We start from the raw sequence: 14,884 nt of genomic DNA on the forward strand, positions 1-14,884 counted from the left end.
ACCGTCCCGGTCAGGCTCCGAGCGAGCCGTTGGAGAAGAGTTCGACGCCGTCGCGCACCGTCTGCAGGCAGATCGGATCGGCGCCGGTGTCCAGCGCCGGGAGCAGCGGTGTGCGGGCCCGCGGGTCTGTGCTCCAGGACTGCACCCGGCCGTCGGCCACCTGGACCATAAGCTCTTCGACTTCCCAGACCCCAAAGCTGGCCGGTGCGCCCGGGACCAGCTGGCCGGCCATCGGGTTGCGGTAGCGGGCGGCCCGCCAGCCGGCCCGGGTGTGGCCGAGGAAGGCTGCCCGGGCAGAGATTTGCTCGGCGGCGTTGTGGTGCTCCAGGCAGGCCCGCACACTGGACCAGGGCCGGAGCGGGGTGACGGGGCTGTCGCTGCCGAAGGTGATGGGGACGCCGGCCGAGTAGAATGACGCGAACGGGTTCATCGCCGTGTGACGGGCTCCGAGCCGCTGCGCGTACAGGCTGTCCCCGCCGCCCCAGAGCGCGTCGAAGACAGGCTGGGCGCTGACGGTCACCGAGTATTTGGCGAGACGCTGGATAGCCGCCGCGTCGGCGATCTCGACGTGTTCGAACCGGTGGCCCGCGGCGCGGACCCGCTGTTCCCCTACCTCGGCGGCGGCACGGTCCAGGGCGTCGAGGGCGGCGTCGAGCCCGGCGTCGCCGATCACGTGGAAACCGGCCTGGATGCCCAGCACCGAACAGGCGGCAAGGTGCGCGGCGGCCTCGTCCACCGAGAGGTACTGGCTGCCCCGCTCCCCCGGGGCGTCGGCGTAGTCGCCGCGCAGCGCCGCGGTCCGGGATCCGATGGACCCGTCGATGTTGAGGTCGCCGGCAAGGCCGAGGACGGCGACGCCGAGGCTGTCCAGGATGGACCGGGCCTCGTCAGCGGAAGCAGCGAGCTGGCCCCAGTAGGGCAGGACCTCCGGGACAGCCTGCCCGGGACGGCCGGCGGCATTCCAGCCGGCGGCCAGCTGCAGGTCTTCGATGCCGCCGATGTGCGGGGCCGCCATCTCAGCCAGCGCCACGTAGCCGTTGGCAGCCGCCTCAGACAGGGCCGCCTGCTGGTAGCCGCGAAGCGTGTCGGCGGGCAGATCGCGGGCGGCCAGCCGCGCCGCGGTGTGTGCTGCACGCTTGAGATGGCCGTCGGCGTCGTACCCGTCGAGGGTTTCCAAACTGGTGGCCGGCGCTATGGAACCGGCGACCAGCGCCGAGTGCACGTCAACCCGAGACAGGTAGACCTTGCGGCCCCCGGCCGCGCGCTCGAGTTCTTCCCGACTGGGCAGGGTCTGGTCGTCCCAGAGGGTCTCGTCCCAGCCGTGGCCCAGCACCGTGCCTTCCGCGGTCGAGCCGGCGACGGCGTCGAGCAGCTCGGCCGCGGAGCGGACCTCACCAAGCCGGAGTGAGTCCAGGGCGAGGCCGGTCTCCGTCAGATGCACGTGGGAGTCCACGAACCCCGGGGCGAGGAGGGCACCCTGCAGGTCGATGACATCCATGGAGGAGTCCGCAATGGACGAGGCCGCCTGCTCGGAACCAACCCAGGCCACGGTGTCGCCGTCCACCAGCATGGCCGAGGCGAAGGGATCCGCGGCGGTGTAGACGGAACCGTTGCGGTACAGCGTCACTTTGCGCGGGGCACCGGCGGCCGGGGTTGGTGAAGCAGTCATGATGGAGAACTCCTCGTAGGGGGTCCGGCGGCTGGCCGGCCCGGTGGGATGGGAAAAGTGGATGGCGGCCCGGGATAACCGGGTTTCGGGAAGGGGGTCAGGCCACAGCGGAGTAGGCGACGACGCCGCGTTTGATCAGGGTGATCGCCTCGCCGCAGAGGCGGGCGACCCGCGGGTCCAACTGGGGGATCTTGGCCAGCTGGTCCAGGAGGTCGATGACTTGTTTGACCCAGCGGACAAAGTCGCCGGCGGCCAGGTCGGTGCCGCTGAGGACCTCCTGCAGGTGCCGGCCCTTGGCCCATTTGAAGATGGGCCATACCAGGCCGAGTTCGGGTTCGCCGGTCAGCGGGAGCTTGTTGGCTTCCTCGACATCCTCAAGGGCTGACCATTCACGCACCACGGTGTCCACCGCTGACTCCAGGGAGATGCTGGGCATCTTGGGCCGCAGGCCCCGGTCCTCCCGTTTGGCCTGGTACACCAGCACACTGGCCAGCGCCGCGATTTCGGCGGCATCGAGGTCACCGAAGGCACCCATCCGCAGACTCTGCGAGATCAGCAGATCCTTCTCACCGTAAATCCGGCGCAGCCGCTGCCCGTCAGCGCTGATGGAGATCACGCCGGAATCGGAGGTTTCCAGGTAGCCGTAACTCGACAGGACCCCGCAGACCCGGTCGAAGGTCTTGGCGATGGTGTTGGTGCGCCCCTGGATCTGGCGGATCAGGCCGTCGGTCTCCTGGCGCAGCTTCCACCAGCGGTCAGACCAGCGGGCATGGTCTTCGCGGTCGCTGCAGCCGTGGCAAGGGTGCGCCCGGAGTTCGCGGCGCAATTCGGCGATCTTCTTCTCCATGTTCGGCTGGGCCGCGGCACGGCCGAAGTCCTCGTTGCGGTTCGGCGGTGCCGGCGGCCGGTTTTCCCGGACCGCGTTCCGGACGGAGGATGCCAGGTCCCGGCGGGATTTTGGCACCTTGGCGTTGAACGATTTGGGGATCCGGACCCGGGTGATTGGGGCCAGGGGGCCCTCGACGTCGTGCAGCCCGATCCGCCGCAGCTGGTTGTCCAGGGTCATCACCGCCGGGCGCGGCTCGCGGGAGTGGTGATCGGAGCTGAGCACGACCGCGAGGCCAGGCGCGCGGCCGGACGGCACGTCCACCACGTCGCCCGGCAGAAGCCGGCTCAGCGAATCCTCGGTGAGGGATTTCCGGGCACGCGAGGTGCTCTTGGACGCCGTCTTTTCGGCATCGTTGAGGGCCCGGCGGAGCCTGGAGTACTCAGTGAAATCCCCCAGGTGGCAGTTCATGGCGGCGCTGAAACCGGCCAGTGATTCCTCCCGGCTGCGCACCTGCTTGGCCAACCCGACGACGGAGCGGTCGGCCTGGAACTGGGCGAAGGACGATTCGAGAATCTCGCGGGCCCGGGGCCGGCCGAACTGGGCCACGAGGTTGATCGACATGTTGTAGGTGGGCCGGAAGCTGGAGTTCAGCGGGTAGGTCCGGCGGGAGGCGAGGCCGGCGACGGCGGCCGGATCCGTTCCCGGCTGCCACAGCACCACGGCGTGTCCCTCGACGTCGATCCCGCGCCGGCCCGCCCGACCGGTTAGCTGGGTGTACTCCCCCGCGGTGATGTTGACGTGCGCCTCGCCGTTGAACTTGTCCAGCTTCTCGAGGACGACACAGCGTGCGGGCATGTTGACGCCGAGGGCCAGGGTTTCCGTGGCGAAGACGGCCTTGACCAGGCCCTCCACGAAGAGCTTCTCCACGACTTCCTTGAAGGTGGGCAGCATGCCGGCGTGGTGCGCTGCCAGGCCCCGGAGCAGGCCGTCGCGCCAGCTCCAGAAGCCGAGGACGTCGAGATCGTCGGAGGGGATGTCCTGGGCCGCCTCATCGACCATCCGGGCGATGATGGCCTGTTCCTTCTCCGTGGTCAGCCACAGTCCGGCGGAAACACACTGGGCCACGGCGGCATCACAGCCGGCGCGGGAGAAAATAAAGGTGATGGCGGGCAACAGGTCCATCCGGTCAAGGCTGGCGATGACCTGGGGCCGGCTGGCTTTCCGGACCGGGCTGCGGGTGCCGCCCTGGGGTGCCTCATCCCGCTGGCGTTGTTGCCGGCGCTGGTTGCGGCCGCCGTGGCCGAAGCGGCCGCGAAAGTTCATCTGGCTCTCGGCGCGGGCCATGGAGAGCAGCTCGGGATTGACCTCGTAGCCGGCCCGCTCGGTGGTGACAGTGCCGGAAGCCACGCTGCCGGCGGAGCTGGCTGCAGCGGCGCCCCGGGCAGCGTGACCACCGGCGCCCCGGCCTCCGCCGTCGGCTGCCGCAGCAGCGCCGTCGTCCTCGACGTCGGCGTCGGCGCCCGCGGGCGCGATCTCATCGAAACTGGTGTCGCCGGCGAACAGGTCCACAATCTTGCGGCCCACCATCACGTGCTGCCACAGCGGTACCGGGCGGTGCTCGGAGACGATTACGTCGGTCTGGCCGCGAACGGTGTCCAGCCAGGCACCGAATTCCTCGGCGTTGGAGACCGTTGCGCTCAGCGAGGCGACCTGCACTTCGCTGGGCAAATGGATGATGACTTCTTCCCAGACGGCACCGCGGAAGCGGTCGGCGAGGTAGTGCACCTCATCCATCACAACGAACCCGAGGTCGTCGAGGGTTTCCGAGCCGGCGTAGAGCATGTTGCGAAGCACTTCGGTGGTCATCACCACCACCGGCGCCTCGCCGTTGATGCTGGTGTCGCCGGTTAGCAGGCCCACCTGCGAAGCGCCGTACTTCTCGGCCAGCTCGGAGTACTTCTGGTTGCTCAGCGCTTTGATGGGGGTGGTGTAGAAGGCCTTGAGGCCGCGCTGGAGGGCCAGGTAGATGGCGAATTCGCCCACGATGGTCTTACCAGCGCCGGTGGGCGCGGCAACGAGCACTCCCCGGCCGGCCTGCAGGGACAGGCATGCCTCGCGCTGGAAGGGATCGAGATCAAACGTGAGGGTGCGGGTAAATCCGCCCAGGTACGTTTTGGCTTCGGCGGCCCGCTCGGCGCTGGCGCGGTAGCGCTCGGACGGCGATTCCGGCCCGGGTTGTGACGACATGTTTCCAGCCTAATGGGCGGAAGGCTACAGATTCTCCAGCTCGGAGCTGGGAGTCGCCTGGTCTGCTGTGGCTTCGGTCTCGGCGGCCACCTTGGCGGCACGCTTCTCCCGCCGCCGGTCGTTCAGAAGGCAGAGCCCGATCGCGGTGAAAAACAGCACCAGCATGGGGACGGCGAGGTAGAACATGCTCATCGCGTCCGCTCCGGGGGCGGCCATGGCGGCGAAAAGGCACACCAGGAACACCGTGATCCGCCAGCTCTTGAGCAGCTGCTGGCCCTTGATCAGTCCGGCGAGGTTCAGGCCGAACAGCACCACCGGGAGCAGGAACGCTATGCCGAACGCGAGCAGGAGCCGCAGCACAAAGGACAGGTACACCTGGGCGCTGATGAAGTTGGAGCCGCCGGACGGTGTGAAGTCGGTCAGCACCCGCACCGCGTTCGGGAGGACCAGCCAAGCCAGCAGGACACCGCCCACAAACAACGGGACGGCGGCCGCGACAAAGGACAGGGCCAGCCGACGTTCCTTTTTGTGCAGACCAGGGACAATGAAGGCCCAGAGCTGGTAGAGCCAGACGGGGCTCGCCACGATCAGGCCCAGGAACACGGACACTTGGATCATCAGGTCGAAAGAGCTCGCCACGCCGTCGAAGTTCAGCGACGCCTGCCGACCCTCATGCAGGTTCAGGTCGCGGATCGGTTTGATCAGTGCGGCCAGCATGGGCTGGTAGACAACGAACCCGGCGACGGTTCCGAGGACGACGGCGATCGCTGACTTAAAGAGCCGGTTCCTGAGCTCTTTGAGGTGATCGAGGAGGGCCATCCGGCCCTCGGGGTTCGATCGGCGGTTCATGGTTACTGCCATGTGGTTCTAGGCGCGGTTCGGCGGCGGAACGTCAGTTCCCTCGCCCGGGCGGCTCTCGGTGCCGTTGGACCGGGGGTGGTTCACAACTTTGCCCTCGACCGCGTCCGGATCAGCCTTCGCCTCGGGCGTGCCGTCCTTTTTCATTTCGCGGACCTCGGATTTGAAAATCCGCATCGACTGGCCCAGGCTGCGGGCCATTCCGGGCAGCTTGGGCGCCGCGAAGAGCACCAAGGCCAGGACGATGATGATGATGAGATGCCAGCCTTCAAGCCTCATGCCGGGTGGTCCTTTCGTTTGTGTACATCCTATGTCTAACGGAGATCGATGTCGCGCAGCGCCTGTGGCTGGCCACGGTCCGTTTTGCGCCGGATCCGGCGTAACCTCCGGGCTTCCTGCCGGGCGGCTTTGGATGCATGGTAATCATGACGCATCGACGCAGGCTCGGCAAAAACGGCAGACCCGGGGACGGCGTGCGCGCCGGGCCGTTGACCGGCGTCGATGTCATCCGAGCCTACGGACTCGACATGAACAACGGCTGAACTGGCGGTTCGGGGGCCGGCAGCGAAGTCGGAGAACCGATCCCCTGCCTCACCAAGTTCCTTGACGGTGGCCATGAATTGCCGGAAGAGCCGCACGCCGAGCACACCGAAGAAGAGCAGCGTCAGGGCGACGAGCGCTATCCAAATTACGATCCAGGACCACCAAGGCATGCTGATCAGTCTAACCGGCGGGCGGCCGGCTCCCCGTACACCGCAAGGGCCGCGTCGAGCCATTCACGTACCGTGTCTGCCAGGGACGCAGGCTGCAGGATGCGGACGGCGCCGCCGTGCTGGGCCACGAACATCGGCAGCCAGTCTGCGCTGCCAAAGCGGATTTCCGCCAGGGTGTTGCCATTTGGAAGCGGCGCGGTCCGCTCGGCGTAGTACTCGTCAGCCAGCCCGGCACCTTGCCGGGTCAGTTCGACCACCACCACGGCGTCGTCGTCGTTCGGGGTAAACAGCTTTACGGGAAAACCGTCGGCCGGGCTGGCGGCGGAGGACACCGGACGACCGTTGGGCTCCAGGCTCCGGATCCGGTCCAGCCGGAAGTTGCGCAGGCCCTGCGCCGAGTGGCAGTACGCCTCCAGGTACCAGGTGCTGTCCATCGAGTAGAGCCGCAACGGGTCGATATCCCGGTCGCTGACCGTGTCCCGCTGCGGGGACAGATAGCTGAGCCGCAGCTGGGAACCGTTACGGATCGCCGTGCGGGCGGTCTCCAGGGTGCCCGAGTCTTCCGGTGCGACCTCGGGTCCGGAGACGGCGGCAGCCTTCAGGCCCTCCTCGCCGGCGGCGGCCATCAGTTTGAGGGTCACCGACTCCAGCGTGCCGCCCTCGGCGATGCCGGGAAGGCCGTTGAGGGCCTCCAGCCCGGTGAGCAGGGCGCAGGCTTCGTCCACCGTAAAACGGACCGGCCGGTTGAGGTCCAGGTCCTCCATGATGTAAACGTGGTCATCGTCCCAGCGGATGTCGAGGAGATCGTCGGGGTAGCCTTCGGGCAGCCCGGAACAGATCAGGATGCGCAGGTCCTCTTCAAGTTCCTTGCGGGTAATGCCGAAGCGCTCCGCCACGTCGCTGATGTGCAGGCCCTGGTTGTGGACGAGGAACGGCACCAGCTGCAGCATCCGCTTTAGCTGGTCCTCGGAGGTGCGCTTGCGCGACCGCTTGGCGGGTCCTGTGCGCGGGAAGTCGATGGCCGGGGCCGGCTCTGCCGCGAATGCCGCAGCGGAGGCCAGGCGCCGGCGGACAGCGGTGTGCAGGTCGGCGGGCGCAACAACGACGGCTTTGGGGCCGTAGGAGGCGAGTTCCTGGGCGAGGGTTTCGAGGTCCCGGTACGGTACCGAGAGGCGGTCGAAGCCGTCGCGGGCCGGGCCGGCCTGCCCGGCGTCGGCCGTCCTGTCGAACGGTGCTGAGTGGCCGCGCAGGCCGAGCAAAGCGCCGGCGGCGACGTCGACTACTGCGGACTGCACGGGTAGCTCGGGGAGCGTGGCCAGCTGGTCCCGGACGTTGAACGTCGACGGCGGGGTGAAGTTCTCTTGCTCGCGGACGGTGACGGCGGAGGTGAAGCGCGAGAGCCGGAAGAACCGCCGGTCGCCGCGGGCCCGGTCGTGGCCCACCAGGTACCACTGCCCGAAGCGGCTGCCGAGGCCGCACGGCTCGACAATCCGTGTCTCTTCCCGGCCGGTGCTGCCGGCCAGGTAGCCGAAGGTCACGGGGTGCTGGGCGTGGATGGCGGTCACGAGGTCTTCGAAGGCCTGTCCGGCGGGGCGGATGCGCGGCTGGACGCCGGGTGGAAGTTCGGCCTCCAGCGGGCCGCCGGCGGCCTGCAGTTTACGCACGGCGTTGCGGGCGGCTGATCCGAGGGCGGCCTGCTCCCAGAGCTGCGCCGCGAGGATCAGGACGGTGCACTCGGCCGGGGTGAGGCTGACATCGGGCAGGCGGTTGGATTCTTTGCCGATCCGGTACCGGGTGGTCGCGGGATCGTCGGAGCCCCACCCCTTGTCCGTCACCGTTTCGACGTCGAACCCGAACTGGCGCAGTTCGCCCTTGTCCCGCTCGAACATCCGCCCGAAGGCAACCTCGGAGCTGGTGGTGTCGTGGTAAACCTTCTCGCGCAGTTCGGCGCGGCGCAGCCCGTACTTGGTGTTGAGCAGGGCGATCAGCAGGTTCAGGAGGCGTTCTGTACGTGAGGCGGACACTCCGCAAGGGTACTAAAGCCGCGGCGCCAAAAACGCCGAAAGCGCGGCAACAGCCGGAAGAACTTTCCGATTGTTACCGCGCTTTCGAGAGGCCCGGCCCGAGCTTGCGGGGCCGGGAGCCGGTGCGTTAGCGGACCGCGACGAGGTCCACGACGAAGATCAGTGCCTCGTTGGGGCCAATCGCTCCGCCGGCGCCGCGGGCGCCGTAGGCCATCTCCGAGGGGATCTCCAGGCGGCGGCGGCCGCCAACTTTCATTCCCAGCAGGCCCTGGTCCCAGCCCTGGATAACCTGGCCGACGCCAACACGGAAGTCCAGGGGCGCGCCCCGGCCCCAGGAGGCGTCGAATTCTTCGCCGGTGGACCAGGCCACGCCGACGTAGTGGGTGGAGACGGTGTCGCCGGCTTTGGCCTCGGCGCCGTCGCCCTCGATCAGGTCGGTGATGACGAGTTCGGTGGGTACGTCGCCTTCGGGGAAGTCAATTTCCGGCTTCTGGCGGTCGAGGTTGCGCTGTCCAAATGACATGGTTGCTCCTTCTGTGGTGGTTTGCTGGTCAGACGTTACTTCTTGGCCTTGATTTCGACTACGAAAACGAGAGGACCAGCCGGTTTGCCTTGGGAGGCCGCGCTGGGGCCGTATGCGAGATCAGTAGGAATGGTGAGTAGAACTTTAGAACCGACTTTCTGATCTGCCAGCCCCAGTTTCCATCCTTGAATAACGCCCGTGAGGGGGAAAGTCGCTGGCTGGTTCTTGCCGAAGGTGGATTCAAACTCCTTGCCGTCTTCCCAACGCCACCCTGTGTAGTTGGCCTCAATAGTGTCGTTGGCAGTGACCTTTTCACCTGAGCCCTCAGAGAGGATCTTCACGGAGAGCCCAGTGGGTGCATCCGTTTTCGGGATGTCGGCAGACGGAACGCCCTTCGCATTGAACGCAATCTTCGGGAGCTTTCCAGCTTTGTCGAGCTTGTCTGTTTCGTCCTGGCTCAGGGGCTTGGGTGCGTCTTTCGCACCAAGTACCCTGACGATGAACAGCTGCGGGGGCTGCGCGGCAGAACCCTGCGCGGCGGCCTGTCCGGGCACAGCCAGAGCAATCTGCGATCCGATCTTTGCTCCAACGAACACGTTGTACATCACGGGATTGCCTGACTTGAGCTGGTCGTTCAGTTCCATCTGGTCGGGAGTCTTCCCGAAAGTGTCGCCCAGAGGCTTTCCGTCCGTGCCGTTGAATCCGACCACGGAAAGGCTCGCAATCTGGTTGGCTTTGAGCTGAGGACCGGAGCCCTCAGTGATCACCTTGGCCGTAAATTCCTTGACCTCAAGTGGCTTGGTGAACTCGACGCCGGGGGCCTTCTTGTCGCCGTTCTCGGTCAGTTTCAGAGAGTCCAGCTTCGCGGTCTCGCCGGCGGACTGGCTGGTGGGCTCCGGGGTGGCAGCTGGGCCGCCACCACAAGCGGTGAGCAGCAGCAGTCCGGGGAGGAGAATTGCTAATAGTCGGCGCACGTAAAAACTTTCGTCGGGGCAGGATGGACGCTTCGCCGGACATGAGCCAGCGGCAAAGCACACGGTGGCCGTCAAACGGCACCTTATCCAGAGTAACGCGGAAAGCTGGGTATCAGCCCATAGAGTCCAGCAGGGCATCCACACGGTCATCGACGCTGCGGAAGGGATCCTTGCAGAGGATGGTCTGGTGTGCGCGGTCGTTCAGCTTCAGATGGACCCAGTCCACGGTGTAGTCCCGGCCCAGTTCCTGCGCCCGGCGGACGAAGTCGCCGCGCAGTTTCGCCCGAGTGGTCTGCGGAGGGGCGTCGACGGCGTCCTTCACGGCCGTATCGTCAACCAGCCTCCGGGCTGCACCCCGGGACTGCAGCAGGTAGAACAGCCCGCGGGTGCGTGAGATGTCGTGGTAGGTGAGGTCCAGCTGCGCGATCCGCGGTGCATCGAGGTCCAGGCTGTGCCGTTCGCGGTAGCTGTCCATCAGCTTCTTCTTGATGGCCCAGTCGACCTCGGTGTCAATGGTGCTGGTGTTGCCGCCTTCGATCGCGTCGAGGGTGCGCTCCCACAGGTCCAGGATGACCGGGACGTGGGCGTTGTGCGCTCCCCGGTCGGCCACGAATTCGGTCACCTTGTTCAGGTACTCGCGCTGGATTTCCAGGGCAGTCAGCTGGCGGCCGTTGGCCAGGCGGACCAGGGCCCGGCCGCTGAGGTCGTGGGAGATCTCGCGGATGCTGCGGATCGGGTTCTCCATCCGCATGTCGCGCATGATGACGCCCGCCTCGATCATCCGCAGGATCAGGTCCACGGTGCCGACTTTGAGCAGCGTGGTGGTCTCGGACATGTTTGAGTCGCCCACAATCACGTGCAGCCGGCGGTAGAACTCGGCGTCCGCGTGCGGCTCGTCCCGGGTGTTGATGATGGGCCGGGACCTGGTGGTGGCGGAGGAGACACCTTCCCAGATGTGGTCGGCGCGCTGGGAGAAGGCGTAGGTGGCCCCGTGCGGGGTCTTCAGGATCTTGCCCGCACCGGCGATCAGCTGGCGGGTCACGAGGAACGGAATGAGGATTTCGGCGAGCCGGGAGAACTCCCCGCGCCGCGGAATCAGGTAGTTCTCGTGGCTGCCGTAGGAGTTCCCGGCCGAGTCGGTGTTGTTCTTGAACAGGTACACCGTGCCGTTGAAGCCCTCGGCGGCCAGGCGTTCCTGGGCCTCGTCGACGAGGTCGTCCAGGATCAGCTCGCCTGCCCGGTCATGGGCGATCAGCTGGGCGAGGTCATCGCATTCGGCGGTGGCGTACTCCGGGTGCGAACCGACGTCGAGGTAGAGCCGTGAGCCGTTGGTGAGGAACACGTTGGAGGATCTCCCCCAGCTGACCACTTTGCGGAAGAGGTACCGGGCCACTTCTTCCGGCGCCAGTGGTCGTGACTCCGGGCTCGAATAGGAAATGCCGAACTCGGTCTCGATGCCGAAAATACGCTTATCCATCTCAGTTCTCCTCAGCCAGCAGGGCCTCAATTGCGGCGTCGTCCAGGCGGCGGAACGCGCGGCGGCTGCCGCGGCTGCTTTCCGAGCGGCGGTCCAGGACGCCTACCTCCACGGCGGACGCGGGCAGCGCCGTCGCTTCCTTGTCCGCGACGAGCCCGGACAGCGCCAGCCGGATGGCACCGGCGAAGTCGAGTTCGCTGCGCCATCCCGCGGCCACGGCCTCGGAGACCTTGTCGGCCTGGCCGCCCATCACAATAAACCCGCGTTCGTCGGCGATGGAGCCATCGAACGTCAGGCGGTAGAGGTGGTCGGCGTCCTGGCTCTCCCCCACCTCGGTCACCGCCAGTTCCACCTCGAACGGCTTCTGTTCGGTGGTGAAGACGGCGCCGAGGCTTTGGGCGTAGACGCTGGCCAGCCCGCGGGCGGTGACGTCCTCACGGTCGTACGAGTAACCCCGTACGTCGGCATAGCGCACACCGGCCTGGCGTAGGCTCTCGAATTCGTTGTACTTGCCGACGGCGGCGAACGCGATTTTGTCGTAAATCTCGCTGATCTTGTGCAGTGAGGGCGACGGGTTCTCGGCCACCAGCGCGATGCCGTCCCGGCAACTGATCACCACTACCGACCGGCCACGGGCGATGCCCTTCCGGGCGAAGTCCGCCCGGTCCTTCATTAGCTGTTCAGGGGAGACATAGAACTGCTGGGTCATTTCAGGCCTCCCGCTGGGCCGCGGCCCGTGCCTCGATGATGGTGCCCGCTACGGCGGCGAGCTCGCGTTCGGGAACGCGCACGGCACCGGAACGGCTGACGGCGTAGACTACCGGCCAGAGCTGGCGCACCGGGTCGGGCCCTCCGGTGGCCGAGTCGTCGTCGGCGGCGTCGTACAGTGCCTCGACGGCTACCCGGACGGCCTCGGCTTCGGAGAGATTGGGGCGCCAAAGCTTTTTCAGTGCCCCGCGCGCAAACATGGACCCGGAGCCCACGGTGTGGTGTTCCTGCTCCTCGTAGCGGCCACCGGTGACGTCGTAGGAGAACAGGCGCCCGATGCCGGCCGGGCGGTCGAACCCGGCGAAGAGCGGGATCACGGCCAGTCCCTGCATCGCCATCGGCAGGTTGCCGCGGATCATGGCGCCCAGCCGGTTGGCTTTGCCGTCCAGGCTCAGCTGGGTTCCCTCGATCTTCTCGTAGTGTTCCAGCTCCACCTGGAACAGCCGGGTGATATCAAGCGCGATCCCTGCCGTACCGGCGATTCCCAGAACCGAGTACTGGTCCGCGGGGAAGACTTTTTCGATGTGCCGGCTGGCGATGACGTTGCCCATGGTCGCGCGGCGGTCCCCGGCCATGAGGACTCCCCCGGCGTAGGTCATGGCCACAATCGTGGTGGCGTGCGGCGCCTGGAGCGGCGCGGACGACGCTGCGGACAGCACGCCCGCCTGGAGGGCGCTGAACGGCAAGAGCTCGGGCCGGGAGCGCTGCAGGTGCTCGGTGAATGAGGACGTCGCGTTCGCCGCTACCTGGTTGGCTGATGTTTCCTGCACTGGTGCACTCCCTCAACGTAGTGGATCAACGACTTCCGGCTCTCAGCCCCATGAATCCTCAGCCCGGTCCTCCTCCAATAGTGCCCGCCAGCCAGCCGCCGGTCGGCGGCCCTACTGGCCGCCTTTCTGGACAAAAGCCCGGACAAATTCCTCGGCGTTGGACTCCAGGACGCCGTCGATCTCGTCGAGAAGGTCATCCACGCCCTGGGTCGCTTCCGACGCCTGCGCCTCGGGCGCGGCCGGTGGTGCCGGTGGGGTGTCCTCGATTTCGGTCTCGCGGGACTGCGGCTGCTGCTGCTCCTGGCCTGCCATTGTTCTCTCCTTAGATCCCACTGCATTTCCACCGGATGCCGCGCCGTGAGCGGGACACCCTGTAAAGCCATATTGCCACGTCAGGGCCCCTCACGGGGGCTTTGGGCTCACGAACCGGGCGGCAGTCCGAGGAGCTCGGCGAGGAACGGTGCGGCCTCGCGGTGCCGGGCAAACAGGCCTGCCGTGAGCGCCTCAGTGCCGCGCAGCGGTTCCCGGGTTGGCACCCTCTGCAGCTTGCCCCGGCCGGGCAGATCGAAGATCACCGAGTCCCAGCTGGCGCCGACCAGATCGGAGCCGAAGCGGCTGACGCAGCGGCCGCGGAAGAAGGCCCTGGTGTCCGACGGCGGTTCCGTCACCGCCCGGGTGATCGCGGCGTCGTCGACGATTCGCTGCATCCTCTCGCGCGCCAGCAGGCGGTGGTAGAGCCCCTTCTCCGGCCGGATGTCCGCCCACTGCAGGTCCACGAGCCCCAGCCGCGCATCGGACCATTCCAGGCCGTCACGCTGCCGGTAGCCCTCGAGCAGGGTGAGCTTGGCCAGCCACTCCACGGTTGATGCTGCGGCGGCCCGGTCGCTGTCGAGCGCGGTCAGGGTCGCCGACCAGCGCTCCAGCACGGCGTGGGTGTGGCCGTCCCCGTCCACCGCGTCGGCGACGCCGGTGTCCTGGGCAAGCTTGGCGGCGGCCTCGAAGTAGATCCATTGCAGGTCCAGGGCGGTGATGCGGCGGCCGTCGGCCAGCCGGAGCGTCGCCGTGAGTGACGTGTCGTGGCTGACGGTCTGCAGCGCGGCGACAGGCTCGTGGACCTCGATCCTGGGCGCCAGCCCGGCCTCGATGAGGCTCAGGACCATGGCGGTGGTGCCGAACTTGAGGAAATTGGCGCCCTGGCTGAGGTTGGCGTCGCCGATGATGACGTGCAGGCGCCGGTACCTGTCCGCCGTGGCGTGGGGTTCGTCGCGGGTGTTAATGATGGGACGCCGGATGGTGGTTTCGAGCCCCACCTCGGTCTCGAAGAAGTCCGCGCGTTGGCTGATCTGGTAGCCGGGCCGTGAGCTGTCCTGGCCCAGCCCGACGCGCCCCGCCCCGCACATGATCTGGCGGGTGATGAAGAACGGCGTCAGGCCCCTCACGATTTCGCCGAACGGGACAGAGCGCGGCATCAGGTAGTTCTCGTGGGAACCGTAGGACACGGATTTGTTGTCCGTGTTGTTCTTGTAAAGGTTGATCGGCGGCAACTCGGGGTCGGCGGCGAGCCGCCGGACCGCGGCCAGCGCCACCAGGTCCCCGGCGGCGTCCCACGTCACGGCGTCGCGCGGGTTCGTCACTTCCGGACTGGAATACTCCGGGTGGGCGTGGTCGACGTACAGGCGCGCCCCGTTGCCGAGCACCATGTTCATCAGCAGGGACCCGGACTCGTCATCGCCGTCGTGGTCCAGTTCGGCACGGCCGTAGGCCAGGGCCACGGCCTCCGCGTCCAGGACCGGCGGCCGGTCAGTGAGCTGCTCGGGGTCCGCCCTGCTCCGCTCGAGGGTCCAGCCCCTGGCGTCGTGGAGCGGCTCCTCGTCGGTGTAGTCCCAGCGGGTTTCGGCCCCGCCGGCGGCGCGCTGGCGCGTCACCTGCGCGTAAGCCTGGATGACCCGGGCGGACATCATGGAGGCGTTGGCGCCGGGCGCCGACGGCGCGTGGATGCCGTACTCGGTCTCCGATCCCATAACCCGCATGG

The 14,884-nt window shown here is 67.3% G+C and carries 13 protein-coding genes; all 13 read right to left on the reverse strand.

The genetic code is table 11. The features are described from left to right. Nucleotides 1–10: 10 nt before the first annotated feature. On the reverse strand, nucleotides 11–1,669 hold the full coding sequence (locus tag AC1DHY_RS06875; RefSeq protein ID WP_476880419.1) for an amidohydrolase: 1,659 nt from the start codon (nucleotides 1,667–1,669) through the stop codon (nucleotides 11–13). A 97-nt stretch (nucleotides 1,670–1,766) separates the two neighbouring features. Then, the gene (locus AC1DHY_RS06880; RefSeq protein ID WP_476903377.1) at nucleotides 1,767–4,745 is read right to left on the reverse strand and encodes a DEAD/DEAH box helicase; all 2,979 of its coding nucleotides are present in this window, start codon (nucleotides 4,743–4,745) and stop codon (nucleotides 1,767–1,769) included. A 24-nt stretch (nucleotides 4,746–4,769) separates the two neighbouring features. Continuing rightward, nucleotides 4,770–5,564 carry a twin-arginine translocase subunit TatC gene (gene tatC / locus AC1DHY_RS06885; RefSeq protein WP_476903479.1) on the reverse strand — a complete coding sequence of 265 codons (795 nt, stop codon included), beginning with the start codon at nucleotides 5,562–5,564 and terminating at the stop codon, nucleotides 4,770–4,772. Nucleotides 5,565–5,612: 48 nt separating this feature from the next. After that, entirely contained in the window at nucleotides 5,613–5,882 is a 270-nt protein-coding gene (gene tatA / locus AC1DHY_RS06890; RefSeq protein WP_476880435.1) for a Sec-independent protein translocase subunit TatA, read from the reverse strand. Between the two features lie 35 nt (nucleotides 5,883–5,917). Further along, nucleotides 5,918–6,316 (reverse strand): hypothetical protein, encoded by a 399-nt coding sequence (locus AC1DHY_RS06895; RefSeq protein WP_476880436.1) that lies wholly within the window; start codon nucleotides 6,314–6,316, stop codon nucleotides 5,918–5,920. A 5-nt stretch (nucleotides 6,317–6,321) separates the two neighbouring features. Continuing rightward, nucleotides 6,322–8,340 (reverse strand): helix-turn-helix transcriptional regulator, encoded by a 2,019-nt coding sequence (locus AC1DHY_RS06900; RefSeq protein ID WP_476903378.1) that lies wholly within the window; start codon nucleotides 8,338–8,340, stop codon nucleotides 6,322–6,324. A 127-nt stretch (nucleotides 8,341–8,467) separates the two neighbouring features. Continuing rightward, a complete protein-coding gene (locus AC1DHY_RS06905; protein WP_175323652.1) occupies nucleotides 8,468–8,863 on the reverse strand; it encodes an FKBP-type peptidyl-prolyl cis-trans isomerase in 396 nt (131 codons plus the stop codon). 35 nt (nucleotides 8,864–8,898) lie between these two features. Then, nucleotides 8,899–9,912: an FKBP-type peptidyl-prolyl cis-trans isomerase gene (locus tag AC1DHY_RS06910; RefSeq protein ID WP_476880585.1), complete on the reverse strand. Its 1,014-nt coding sequence runs from the start codon at nucleotides 9,910–9,912 to the stop codon at nucleotides 8,899–8,901. A 37-nt stretch (nucleotides 9,913–9,949) separates the two neighbouring features. After that, nucleotides 9,950–11,314 carry a Pup--protein ligase gene (pafA, locus tag AC1DHY_RS06915; RefSeq protein ID WP_476903379.1) on the reverse strand — a complete coding sequence of 455 codons (1,365 nt, stop codon included), beginning with the start codon at nucleotides 11,312–11,314 and terminating at the stop codon, nucleotides 9,950–9,952. A gap of 1 nt (nucleotide 11,315) precedes the next feature. After that, nucleotides 11,316–12,023, reverse strand: coding sequence for a proteasome subunit alpha (gene prcA, locus AC1DHY_RS06920; RefSeq protein WP_476880532.1), 708 nt, complete (start codon nucleotides 12,021–12,023; stop codon nucleotides 11,316–11,318). A 1-nt stretch (nucleotide 12,024) separates the two neighbouring features. Further along, a complete protein-coding gene (prcB, locus tag AC1DHY_RS06925; RefSeq protein WP_476880533.1) occupies nucleotides 12,025–12,852 on the reverse strand; it encodes a proteasome subunit beta in 828 nt (275 codons plus the stop codon). 111 nt (nucleotides 12,853–12,963) lie between these two features. After that, complete coding sequence (locus AC1DHY_RS06930; RefSeq protein ID WP_476880534.1) at nucleotides 12,964–13,164, reverse strand: ubiquitin-like protein Pup; 201 nt, start codon at nucleotides 13,162–13,164, stop codon at nucleotides 12,964–12,966. A 107-nt stretch (nucleotides 13,165–13,271) separates the two neighbouring features. Continuing rightward, a complete protein-coding gene (gene dop / locus AC1DHY_RS06935) occupies nucleotides 13,272–14,882 on the reverse strand; it encodes a depupylase/deamidase Dop (protein ID WP_476879337.1) in 1,611 nt (536 codons plus the stop codon). Nucleotides 14,883–14,884: the final 2 nt, after the last annotated feature.

Source organism: Arthrobacter sp. 05L44 (genome assembly GCF_056397605.1).